The sequence below is a fragment of the Aquabacterium sp. A7-Y genome (assembly GCF_026153205.1).
Lineage (GTDB): Bacteria > Pseudomonadota > Gammaproteobacteria > Burkholderiales > Burkholderiaceae_C > Caldimonas.
Window position 1 is genome coordinate 121,413 of the sequence record NZ_JAPFBW010000021.1, and the last position, 11,920, is coordinate 133,332.

At 69.3% G+C, this 11,920-nt stretch carries 9 protein-coding genes; 6 read left to right on the forward strand and 3 right to left on the reverse strand.

All coding sequences use genetic code 11. The features are described 5' to 3' along the window. The first annotated feature begins 37 nt into the window (after positions 1–37). Complete coding sequence (locus OOT46_RS19155) at positions 38–2,728, forward strand: ExeM/NucH family extracellular endonuclease (RefSeq protein WP_265405230.1); 2,691 nt, start codon at positions 38–40, stop codon at positions 2,726–2,728. Positions 2,729–2,832: 104 nt separating this feature from the next. Then, complete coding sequence (locus tag OOT46_RS19160) at positions 2,833–3,087, forward strand: hypothetical protein (RefSeq protein ID WP_265405231.1); 255 nt, start codon at positions 2,833–2,835, stop codon at positions 3,085–3,087. Positions 3,088–3,146: 59 nt separating this feature from the next. Here OOT46_RS19160 and OOT46_RS19165 read toward each other — a convergent pair whose 3' ends face one another. Continuing rightward, positions 3,147–3,335 carry a hypothetical protein gene (locus OOT46_RS19165; RefSeq protein WP_265405232.1) on the reverse strand — a complete coding sequence of 63 codons (189 nt, stop codon included), beginning with the start codon at positions 3,333–3,335 and terminating at the stop codon, positions 3,147–3,149. A gap of 282 nt (positions 3,336–3,617) precedes the next feature. On the opposite strand from OOT46_RS19165, the gene OOT46_RS19170 reads away from it, so the two are divergent. Further along, a complete protein-coding gene (locus OOT46_RS19170; RefSeq protein WP_265405233.1) occupies positions 3,618–4,838 on the forward strand; it encodes an acyl-CoA dehydrogenase family protein in 1,221 nt (406 codons plus the stop codon). A 129-nt stretch (positions 4,839–4,967) separates the two neighbouring features. Continuing rightward, positions 4,968–5,837 (forward strand): archaetidylserine decarboxylase, encoded by an 870-nt coding sequence (gene asd / locus OOT46_RS19175; protein ID WP_265405234.1) that lies wholly within the window; start codon positions 4,968–4,970, stop codon positions 5,835–5,837. 16 nt (positions 5,838–5,853) lie between these two features. On the opposite strand, the gene OOT46_RS19180 is transcribed toward asd, so the two are convergent. Next, positions 5,854–6,438, reverse strand: a complete 585-nt coding sequence (locus OOT46_RS19180; protein WP_265405235.1) for a hypothetical protein — start codon at positions 6,436–6,438, stop codon at positions 5,854–5,856. Positions 6,439–6,559: 121 nt separating this feature from the next. Between OOT46_RS19180 and OOT46_RS19185 the strand changes: the two genes are divergently transcribed. Next, on the forward strand, positions 6,560–8,560 hold the full coding sequence (locus tag OOT46_RS19185; protein ID WP_265405236.1) for a M14 family metallopeptidase: 2,001 nt from the start codon (positions 6,560–6,562) through the stop codon (positions 8,558–8,560). Positions 8,561–8,854: 294 nt separating this feature from the next. On the opposite strand, the gene OOT46_RS19190 is transcribed toward OOT46_RS19185, so the two are convergent. Beyond that, positions 8,855–10,615 carry a bifunctional metallophosphatase/5'-nucleotidase gene (locus OOT46_RS19190; RefSeq protein ID WP_265405237.1) on the reverse strand — a complete coding sequence of 587 codons (1,761 nt, stop codon included), beginning with the start codon at positions 10,613–10,615 and terminating at the stop codon, positions 8,855–8,857. Positions 10,616–11,164: 549 nt separating this feature from the next. Here OOT46_RS19190 and OOT46_RS19195 point away from each other — a divergent pair. Continuing rightward, complete coding sequence (locus OOT46_RS19195) at positions 11,165–11,890, forward strand: putative type VI secretion system effector (RefSeq protein WP_265405238.1); 726 nt, start codon at positions 11,165–11,167, stop codon at positions 11,888–11,890. Positions 11,891–11,920: the final 30 nt, after the last annotated feature.

The following is an 11,920-nucleotide window of genomic DNA, read 5'->3' on the forward strand; positions in this document are numbered from 1 at the left end:
CTTTTCGCCCACTCACGCACCTGCTTCCATGCCCACCATGAACAAGTCCGAGATGCGCCTTGCACTGCTGACTGCGCTGGCCGCGCTGGCCGGTGCACTGGCCGGCTGCGGCGGCTCTGCCGATGCGGCCGCCGAGACCGCTTCCGCCACCGCGCTCGAATGCCAGCACGACGACGACGGCGAAGCCGCCACCTGCAGCAGCGGCGCCCCCAACCGCGAGGCCGCTGCCCGGCTGAGCCTGCCGGCCTGTCCGGCCGCGCCGCAGGCGCTGCACGACATCACCTCGGTCCAGGGCAGTGGCAGCCTGAGCCCGCTGGAAGGCCGCCAGGTCACGGTGCGTGGTGTGGTGACGGCCGACTTCCAGGGCAACGATCAGCTCAAGGGCTTTTTCATCCAACAACCGGTCCCCGACCGCGACCCCGCCACGTCCGAGGGCCTGTTCGTCTATGCGCCGGGCGGCACGGACGTGAAGGTCGGCGACTACGTCCAGGCCAGCGGCACGGTGGTCGAATTCAAGAGCGGTAGCAGCGCCAACGCCCAGCTCACCGAACTGAGCCAGGTCAGCCAGATCAGCATCTGCGGCTCGGGCCCGAAGATACGCGCCCGGGTGCTGAAGCTGCCGCTCGCGGACCGCGACGCTCTGGAGCCGCTCGAAGGCATGCTGACCAGTCTGTCGCAAAAGCTCAGCGTGACCGAGGTCTACCAGCTGGGCCGCTACGGCGAGCTGGCGCTGTCGCTCGGCGACCGCCTCTATCACCCCAACAACCATCCCGATGGACCGCGCGGCGGACGCGACAACACGCTTTCGCGCCTGGTGCTCGATGACGGGCGCACTGCGCAGAACCCGAAGCCCATCCCCTATCTGTCGGCCGCCGATACCTCGGGCACCCGCCGCGTGGGCGACCGTGTCAGCCACGTGCGCGGCGTCCTGAGCTGGGGCGCCGATGCCTGGCGTCTGCATCCGGTGCAGGCACCGGTCTTCGAATCGGCCAACCCACGCACCCGTGCGCCCGAGCCTGTCGGCGGCACGCTGAAGGTCGGCAGCCTGAACGTGCTCAACTACTTCACCACGCTGAACCAGCGCGGCGCCAACAGCACGGTCGAATTCGAACGACAGCGCACCAAGCTGGTCGAGGCGATCGCCGCGCTGGATGCCGACGTGCTGGGCCTGATGGAGATCGAGAACAACGGGACCAAGGCCCTGGCCGACCTGGTCGCTGCCGTGAACGCGAAGCTCGGCGCCGGGACCTATGCCTACATCAACGCCGGCCGCCCCGGCAGCGACCAGATCACGGTCGCGATGATCTACAAGCCGGAGCGGGTGCGCCCGGTCGGCAACGTGGCGGTGCCCGACGACCCCGGCTTCTCGGTCGACGGCGGCCTGCGCCCGCCGGTGGCGCAGCGCTTCGCGGCGCTGGCCAACGAAGGGGGCTTCTGGATGGTGGTCAACCACCTCAAGAGCAAGGGCTCCTGCCCGGATGGCAGCGACGACCCGAACCGCGACCTGGGCCAGGGCTGCTGGAACACCGCCCGCACCACCCAGGCGCAGGCACTGCAACGCTGGGTCGCGCAGCTGAGCGCCGCCTCCGGCGAGACCGATGTGCTGATGATGGGCGACTTCAACAGCTACCTGAATGAAGACCCGATTCGCACACTCGAAGCCGGCGGCTTCGAGGCGCTGTTGAAGCGGCTGCCGCCGGCGCAGCGCTACACCTATGTGTTCTCCGGCGAGTCCGGCGCGCTCGACCACGCCTTCGCGAGCGCCTCGCTGCGGCGCCAGGTCAGCGGCCTGACGGTGTGGCACATCAACGCCGATGAACCGCTGGTGCTGGACTACAACACCGAGTTCAAGAGCGACGACCGGTATGCGCCGACGCCGTGGCGCTCGTCGGACCACGACCCGGTGCTGGTGGGCCTGAAACTCAAGGCCGACGCAGCGGCGCTGCTGCCGCGCCTGGAGGCAACGCTGCCGGCCTCGGCGACGGTCGGCGTGCCGGTGCAGATCACCGGCATCTCGGCGGCCGACGGCAACAGCCTGAGCGTGGACTGGGGCGACGGCAGCGGGCCGCAGGCTCTGGCGCTGGCCGCCACCAGCGCGTCACACACCTATGCGGCGGCAGGCCGCTACACCGTGCGACTGCGCCTGGCCGACGCGCAAGGCCGCAGCGCCGAGCGCAGCGGTGTCGTGACGGTCGGGACCGGGCCCGGCAACGGCGGCTCGAACGAATTGTTCTTCAGCGAATACGTGGAAGGCAGCAGCAACAACAAGGCGCTCGAGCTCTACAACCCGACCGGCGCCGCGGTCGATCTGTCGAACTACACCGTCAAGCTCCACGCCAACGGCGGCGCCGGGGTGACGCAGTCGCAGGCGCTGAGCGGCACGCTGGCCCCCGGTGCGACGCTGGTGCTGGTGCATCCGAGCTTCGCCGGCAACGTGCAAGGGCCGGCCCCGCTGGTCAGCAGCGTGACCAACTTCAACGGCGATGACACGGTGGTCCTGGAGAAATCCGGCCGCGCCGTCGACGCGATCGGCCAGCTCGGCCACGACCCCGGCACGGCCTGGACCCATGGCACGCACAGCACGCTGGACCGCACGCTGCGGCGCAAGCCCGGCATCGTGCGCGGCAGCATCCCGCCAGCCGCGCCGGCCGCCTGGGACCTGAGCGCCGAGTGGAGCGTGCACGGGCAGAACGATTTCAGCGACCTGGGGCGCCACCAGGCCGACTGAGGCGGGGCCGGCGCCCTTGTGTCGCATCGGTGCGCCGGCCCGCTGGCACACGCCTTGCCGGTCCGCTGACTGGTTCAACATGCCGTCAGCGAGAAGGACGCACGATGCAAGACGCCGACCGTTCCCCCGATGCGGAAGAACTCCGCGACATCTACCAGCAGCTGAAAAAAGGCCTGGGCCACGACCGCGTGAATGACGGCAACGTGTTTGCCCTGATCGAGTTGGCGTCGCAGTACGGCCACACGCAAATCGAGCAGTTGCTGCGCGAATGGCAGTCGCCCTGCAGCGATGGCTCCGACGGCGTCCCCAGCACCATCCCGCCCACGCCCGGCTTCAACCGCGAGAACGTGAAGCACTAGTGCCGCAACGGCGCTCGCCGCGGCCGCCGCAGTGCGTTCCGATGCAGGTCCCGAGGGTGCTAGTGCAGGATGCCGGGCTCCTCGTCCGGGTACATCAGCGCGTCGGCATGCAGCATCGCCTGCCACAGGTGAGCCGGCATGGCGGTGATCTGCTCCGGCGATGGATGGCTCATCACATAGGCACGGATCTCGAGGTACTGCTCCTGCGTCAGCAGGCCCAGCCTGTGCATTTCTTTCAGAGTCTGCATGGTCGGCCCCCTCGCCAGGTCCCCCCCGGCTGCAACACGATACCACTCCTGCCCCAAAGAATAGGGCCGATCGAGCCCCTTGTGCGCATGTCGGCCAGGAAGCCGTACTGCAGCAATTGCCGGCTCACGGTTGTTTCTCGCGCTTGCACTTGTGGCCGCCCCGTGTCGCGCTGCATGGCAGAGTGGCCCGAGCGCCTGCGGCCGCCCCCCGGGTGGCCGGGGTGCACGCACCGTCTGCCGATCTGTTCCTGCCGCCTGCAAGCCCCGGGGAGGTGTGCCGCCATGAACACGACCACCGCAACCCTGCCGCAGCGGCAGCCCAGCGACGCCGACGCCATGCAAGGCCTGCTGCAGGCCGTGCAGCAGATCGCGCCGGTGCTGCGCGAGCATGCGCCCCGTGCCGAGGAGACGCGACACCTGGCCCCGGCCGTGGTGCAGGCAATGACTCGGGCCGGGCTGTTCCGTCTGTGGTTGCCGCGCGCCTTCGGCGGCTTCGAACTCGAGCCGGTGGGTGCCCTGCGTGTCGTGGAAGCCGTGGCGGCGATCGACAGCGCGGCCGGCTGGTGCGCCGCGGTGGCGGCTTCCGCCACGCCTTTCCTCGCGATGCTGCCCGATGCCGGCGTTCAGACGCTGTTCCGCGACCCGCCCGATCCGGTGTTCAGTGGCGGCCTGTTTCCGCCGGGCCAGGCAATGGCGGTCGAAGGCGGCTGGCGCCTCAACGGACGCTGGGCCTTCCACAGCGGCTGCCAGCACAGCCACTGGCACCTGGTCTCGGCGCTGGTGATGGACGGCGCGCAGCCGCGCGTCGGGTCCGACGGCCGGCCGCTGCAGATCATCGCCGCCATCCCGGCCCGGCAGGCCGGCATCCTCGATACCTGGCACACCCTCGGCATGCGGGGCACCGGCAGCCACGACGTGGTGGTCAGCGACCTTTTCGTGCCCGAGCAGCACGCGGCCTGGCTGCAACCGGGCCAGCCGCGCGGGGCGGCCTTCCAGGGGCCTTTGTTCGGCATCGGCATCTGGCTCGCGGTGGTCTGCCTGGCGCCCACCGCCCTGGGCGTGGCGCACGCCGCACTCGACACCCTGCTGGCGCTGGCGCGCGAGAAGACGCCCAGCTATACGCAGACCACGCTGCAGCAGCGCGCCGTGGTGCAGACCCAGGCGGCGCGCGCCGAGGCCTTGCTGGGTGCGGGCCGAGCCTACCTGCACGAGACGGTGCACGCGGCGTGGCAGCAGGTCGCGGGCGGCCAGGCGCTGGACCTGCAGCACAAGGTCCGGCTGCAGCTCGCAACGACCTTTGCGATCCGCGCGGCCGCCGACGCGGTCGACCTGATCCACGAAGCCGCGGGCACCACCGCGATCCGGGAGGAGCACGGCCTGGAGCGGCACTTCCGCGACGTGCACGTCGTGACCCAGCATGCCTTCGGTTCGACCGCCCGCTACGAGTCGGTCGGCCGGCTGCTGTTCGGTCTGGAGCCCGACTGGGCGTTTTTCGCCTACTGAGGGCGACCGCCCGGTTCACCCACCCCAGGTCCGGCGCCCACGCCCGGCTGGCGGAGCCTCCTGCCCCGTGGCGGGAGGCCCCGATACACTTGCGTCCTTTCCCTGTTCTTCCTCATCGTCGCTGAAGCCATGTCCGATCGCCTTGCCGTGCTCCCCCAATACCTGATGCCGAAGCAGGCGATGACGGCGTTGGCAGGCAAGATTGCCTCGGCACGGGCCGGCCGGTTCACCACCGCGACGATCCGCTGGTTCGTGCGCCACTACGAGGTGGACATGAGCGAGGCGCTTGAGCCGGACATCGCGAGCTACGCGAGCTTCAACGACTTCTTCACCCGGCCGCTCAAGCCGGGCGCCCGGCCGGTCGCCCCGGCCGACCTGATCTGCCCGGTGGACGGTGCGGTCAGCCAGATGGGCACGATACGCGGCGACCAGATCTTCCAGGCCAAGGGACACCACTACTCCACCACCGCGCTGGTGGGCGGCGACGCCGCCCTGGCCGCGCAGTTCCAGGACGGCAGCTTCGCCACGCTGTACCTGAGCCCCAAGGACTACCACCGCATCCACATGCCCTGCGCCGGCCGCCTGCTGCGCATGATCTACGTGCCCGGCGACCTCTTTTCGGTCAACCCGACCACGGCGCGCGGCGTGCCCGGCCTGTTCGCGCGCAACGAGCGGGTGGTCTGCGTGTTCGACGGACCGCGCGGCATTTTCGTGCTGGTGCTGGTGGGGGCGACCATCGTCGGCAGCATGGCGACCGTCTGGCACGGTGTGGTCAACCAGCCGCGCACGCGGCAGGTGCGCGAATGGCACTACAGCGATCAGCAGGTGGTGCTGAAACAGAACGACGAAATGGGCCGCTTCCTGCTCGGCTCCACCGTGGTGCTGCTGTTTCCGAAAAGCCCGCTGCGCTTCAACCCGGCCTGGGCCCCGGAGCGCCTGGTGCGCCTGGGCGAGGCCATGGCCAACCTCCCGGAGCACGGGACGCCCCCGGTCGCGTGAGGCGGTTCGCGGCTTTTTACTCCCCTGCGTAGAACCAGGCGGCCGCCCGGATGCCGGAGGCGCCGGCCACGAACACCAGGCGGTCGTGGCGGCCGCGCCAGTCGTAGAGCCACAGGCTGACCCCGGCGCCGTTGCCGCCGCCCTCGCTCACCGCCTGGACGACGGCCTCGCGACCCCAGCCCGGCGAGACGCCAGCGGCAGCGCGCCCGGCGGCGCCGTTCAGACCCGCCAGCACCGCCGAACAGTCCGCGGATGGACAGCCCAGTACCTCATCCGGCGCGCCCATCAGGCGGCGCAGTTCGGTGCCGGGCAATGGCGGTGTCTGCAGAACCTGCTGTGCCAGCTGTTCCATCACCCGGTGCTTGGCGCCGCCCCAGGCATCCACCTCGGCGCGCCAGCGTCCGCCACTGAAATGACCGGGCGTCTCGCGCAGCACCAGGAAGCGGGCCGACGCCGCAGCGGGCGAGAGCGCGGCTTCGGGAGAGGAAGCGGGCGCCGCCGCAGCGGGCATCGGCGCTTGGGAGGACCCGCAGGCGGTCTGCAGTGCCGCCGTGAAGACAGTGGCAGCGATGCCCCGCCGCCGGTCGAGGGTGATGCTCATGTGTGGGCCTTTCGTCCCGCAGAATCGGCACTCCATGTGGTCGCGCCCGTGCGCCGAACCTCGACACACGGACCGCGGCCGCAGCCCGACGCGGCGCCGCGTCAGCCTGTCGAGGAGCCTCATGAAGTTCAACCCATCGCACTTGGGTGCGGCGCTGGCGGCGGCAGGCCTCAGCCTGGCCCTCGGCCCTGCCCTGGCAGGCCCTGATCGCGCGCAGGACATGCGCGCCTTGCGCGATCAGGAACGACAGCGGGTCAACCTCTACAAGGCCTATTTTCCGGATCTCGCCACCGCCCGCAAGGCGGCCATCAGCTTCCATGCGCAGTTGCTCGAGGCCGACTATGCCAAGGGTTACCTGGTGCTCGAGCTCGAAGGGGCCGAGATCGCGCGGCTGCAGCGTTTCGGCTTCCGCATCGAGCATGCACCGGACTATGTGGCGCGTCGCAACGAAATGCTCGATGCGATCGAGTCGGCACAATCGGCGCGCTCGGGCGGCCGCAGCACCGCGGCGGCCGCCGACGCCGGGGTGCAGTCGATACCCGGCTATGCCTGCTACGAGACCGTGGAGGAAACCTACGCGGTGGCTCAGGGTTTCGCCGCCCACCATCCGAACCTGGCGAGCTGGATCGATGTCGGCGACTCCTGGGAAAAGGCACGCGGCCTGGGCGGCTGGGACTTGCGGGTGCTCAAGCTGACCAACCGGGCCACGGGCGGCAACAAGCCCAAGCTCCTGATCAACGGCGCGATCCACGCCCGCGAGTACACCACAGCGCCGCTGGTGCTGGAGTTCGCACGCTGGCTGGTCAAGGGCTACGGCACGCAGGCGGACGCCACCTGGATCCTCGACCACCACGAGGTGCACCTGATGCTGCACACCAACCCCGACGGCCGCAAGAAGGCCGAGACCGGGCTGTCCTGGCGCAAGAACACCAACCAGGACTATTGCGGCGCGACCAGCAACCAGCGCGGCGCCGACCTGAACCGCAACTTCAGTTTCAGCTGGAACTCCACCGGCGGCGAGGGCTCCAGCGGCAATCCCTGCGACATGACCTTCCGCGGCAGCGGGCCCGCCTCGGAGCCCGAGGTGCGCGCGGTCGAGCGCTACATCCGCTCGCTCTGGCGCGATCGCCGCGGCCCGGGCCTCGGCGATGCCGCGCCGGCCGACACCAGCGGCATCCACCTCGACATCCACAGCTACAGCCAGCTGGTGCTGTGGCCGTGGGGCGAGACGGCAACCCCGAGCGGCAACGCCACCGCCTTCCAGACCCTGGGCCGCCGCTTCGCCTGGTTCAACGGCTACTCACCGCAGCAGTCCATTGGCCTTTACCCGACGGAAGGCACCAGCGACGGCCCCAGCTACGGCGAGCTGGGGGTGGCAGCCTACACCTTCGAGCTCGGCACGAGCTTCTTCGAAAGCTGCAGCGCCTACAACAGCACCATCAAGCCCGACAACCTGCCCGCGCTGATCTACGCGGCCAAGGTGGTGCGCACGCCTTACATCACGCCGGCCGGACCCGACGTGCTGTCGCCGACATTCGCCGGCGAGGCCAGCGGCGCAGGCGTGATGGCGGGCACGCCGGTCGCGCTCAGCGCCTCGGTGACCGATACCCGCTTCAACCACAGCAACGGCACCGAGCCGACGCAGAACATCGTCGCCGCGGAAGCCTTCATCGACACGCCGCCCTGGCTCCCCGGCGCGGTCGCGATCCCGCTGGCGGCGAGTGACGGGAGTTTCGACGCACACACCGAAAGCGTCGGCGCCACCCTGGGCACCGATGGATTGCGCCCCGGCCGGCACATCGTCTATGTACGTGGTCGTGACGCTGCCGGCATCGACGGCCCGATCTCGGCGGTGTTCCTCCAGATCCGGGGCGGCACGCAGGCCGCCCTCCATCTTTCCGCGAGCGGATCCCGACGCCCCTGGGGCGGGTGGCAGGTGGACCTGTCCTGGAGCGGCGCCACCAGCGCCAACGTGGACCTCTATCGCAACGGCGCCTCGCTGGGCCAGACACGCAACGACGGCCGTTATCGCGAGATGCGCAGCCGCGGCACCTGGCGCTACAAGGTCTGCGAAAGCGGCTCGACAAGCGCCTGCTCGGGCGAGCAGAACCTCAGCTTCTGAGGCCGCGCCCGGCACACGGAGCCGGGCGCGAGCGCCGAGTCAAGCCACCAGCTTGGCCTGGCCTCCCGGGCTGCAGGGCTGCTCAAGAAACGAGCAGTCCAACGTCATGCCGCATGAACACTGGGTCCGCGCCCTCGTCCTACAGCTTTTCCACAGGGCCATCCACAAGAGCTGTGGATGATGTGACAAGGCGCAACTTTTTCCACAGGCCTTGCCTGCGCCGGCATGAAGCCTGTGCTTACTCGGAGCGACCGAACGTCCCCTCGCAGCTTGTCCCTGACCGGCAGGCCGGCTTCAGTCGCGGCGGAGGATGCGCGCGGCAGTGCTCGGCGTCACGGGGCTGTGAGCGGCGAAATACGCGATCAAGGCGTCGATGTCCTGGACGCCACCGAGGCGCGCGGTGCCGGCGCGCAGCACCGTAAAACCGTCGCCGCCTTCGGCCAGGAAGGAGTTCACGCTGATGCGATAGCTGCCGTCCGGGGCGATCTCCACGCCTGCCAGCTTCATGGCGCTGACACGCTGGTGGTCCGGGGCATCGGGGGACCAGGTGTACGTGAATCCCTCGCTCGGCTGCAGCATGCGCGGGGAGCCGGCGTTGATGCCGGTGGCCTGCTGTTCCAGCAACTCCTTGAGCTGCCGGCCGGTCAGTGTCATCACGACCAGGCTGTTGCCAAAGGGTTGAACCTTGAAGGCGTCGCCGAAGCTCACCTCGCACGGTCCTGTCGCACAGCTGAAGTCGGCGCGCACACCGCCTGGGTTCATCAAGGCGATCATCGCGCCGCCCCGGTCGGGATGCGAGGTGGCGGCCAGCTGGGAGTCGGCAACCAGCCGGCCGGCAGGCGAATCGCCCCCTGGGCTGGGGCTGCGGTCGATGGCAGCGCTGATGCGACCGATCACGCGGTCGGCCTTGACGGCCGCCAGTGCCGCGTAGTGGTCGACCCATTGCTTCACGCCCGGGTGCGCCGAGACCGGCGGAAAGCGCTCGAGCACGGCCGGGTCGGTATTGGTGTCGTTGGCCACCGGCATGTTCAGGGCGACGGTCTTGCGCCGGTCGATGTCGCCGCTGTCGGGATCGATGACCACGTCCACCTGGCTGATGCCGCGGCCGGAGGAGTAGGCCTGCATCAGGGGCACACCTTGGCGCACACAGTTGTAGCCTGCGTGCGAGTGGCCGTTGAAGACAACGTCAACCGCCGGCGACAGCCGGGCCGCAATGTCGAACCCGGCGCCGCGCGCATTGGCGCAGCTGCTGTCGTTCCAGCTCGAGTCCGTCTGCCCGCCTTCGTGCATCACGGCAACGATGGCCTGGATGCCTCGTGCTTGCAGTTCCGCGGCGTAGCGGTTGAGGGTCTCCACCTCGTCGAGGAAGTCCACGCCGGCGACGCCACCGGGCGACACGATGGTGGGCGTTGTCCGTGTGACGACCCCGATGAAGGCGATGCGGGCACCGTCGAACTCCTTGACCACATAGGGCTTGAACAGAGGCTTGCGTGTGACGGTATCGACCACGTTGGCAGCCAGGAAGTCGAACTTGGCGCCGGTGTAGGCGCCACCGGGTCCTGCGCACGATGAAAGGTTGGGGTGGCTGCCGTCCCGCTTGCAGCCGCCTGCGGCGATGCGCCGGAGTTCGGCCACGCCTTTGTCGAATTCGTGGTTGCCCACCGCGTTGAGATCGAGGCGCATGAGGTTCATGGCTTCGATGGTCGGTTCGTCGCGGAAGAAGGCGGAGACCAGGGGGGAGGCGCCGATCAGGTCGCCGCTGGAAAGGGTCACGCTGTGCTTGCGGCCCCGTCGCAAATCTTCCAGCTTGCTCGCAAGGTAGGCCACGCCGCCGCTGTTGACGCGCAGGGTGCTGGCCGGCTGCTGCGGGTCGGGCAAGGTGAGGGCGAGGTGGGTGCTCTCGAGCGCGCCGTGGAAGTCGTTGAACGCCAGCAGCCGGACCTCGACCTCGACATGCGGCCTGATGTCGCCGCCGCTGCCGCAGGCGCCCAGCACGATCGCGGACAGCGCCAGCACGGCGCCGCGTTTCAAGACTCGCCAGACCTGGATGCACATGTTCCTACCCTTTCGGACAAGCGTGAAGATGAGCCGAGGCTCGAAGCGCGCGTGATGCCGCTCGTTCACAGCCGGCGCAGGACCAGAGGCATGGACGCTCGTCGCACGGCATGCCGCCTCTGCCCGGCGCACCGCCCCCATGCATGCTATCGGTTGATGTTCGCTTCGGCCCCACCGGGTCGTCAGTCGATGTCAGCGGCTCGGGCTCCCGCAGCCTCGCCTTAAGGGTTTTGTGGACGCAGTCAGGACAGCGTGGCACAGTCACCACGGTCTGCTGCAAGCCTGGCCTCGGGCCCGGTGTGCAGCGGATGCAGTCTCGCCGTCAGACACGACTTTCGGTCCTGCAGCCAGAAGCTGTACTTGCAGGCGGGCCTGTTCAAGACGTCGGTCCTCCGACCTTCCTTCGCCCATCCCCGGGAGACGAACTTCGTCTGACATTCGCAGGCGCTGCACGAGCGTGGCCGGACCCCGACCGCGCTTGCCACGCGCCCGCACGCATCGAGGGGAGGTGCACCGATGGCCAGAGTCCTGAGAGCACCGGAGGGCCGCATGGTGAGACTGAGCGGCACGGTCAGCAACTTTCGCAAAACGCGAGCGCGCGCCCGTTTTGTCTTCACCCAACTCGACTCGCACGCGGCCAGCACCGTCGCGCTGGCCCCCGGCGCTGACGACCGTGGACGCGAGGCAGCGTTGCTGTCCGCGCGTGCTGCAGTGGAAGAAGACGCCGATTATCTGGAGTTCGACCTCGACGACCACCCGGTGAAGGGCTGGGTCTGGCGCAGCCCCTTCAGCGAGGGCGACCGGGTCGAAGTGGCTGCGGCATGGCAAGGCGACCACTACGAAGCCTATGGCATCGCGCGACCCCGGGACCGGGCGGTGGCACTCTACCCCTTCTGCTGCCGCGGCACGGCGAGCCTGATGCAGGCGGCCTTGCGCTGGTGGGCACTGTTCGGGGTGGCGGCGACCTGGGGCAGCGTTGCCGCGCTTTTCATTGCCGCCCTGCTGCTCTCCACCAGTCTCACCAGCGCCTCCTCGTCCTTGCCGGGAACGGTCCTTGTGGCCTGCCTTGCCCTGGCCTGCGCGGTGTCGGCCTTCCTCGCGCTGCTGGCCTACAGTCTGGCGCGGCGATGGAGCCCTTTTGCACGCACCGCGGAGCACGTCTTCGCTACGTTCGGCTGGCGCGAGCCCAGCCGCATCGACCTCGTGAAAACCACTCGCGAACGGCGCTCCACGGCGGACCCTGCCGCGCTGGGAACCTTCTATTTCCGGTATTGAACGGCCAAGGTCACGACGAGCAAAACGAGC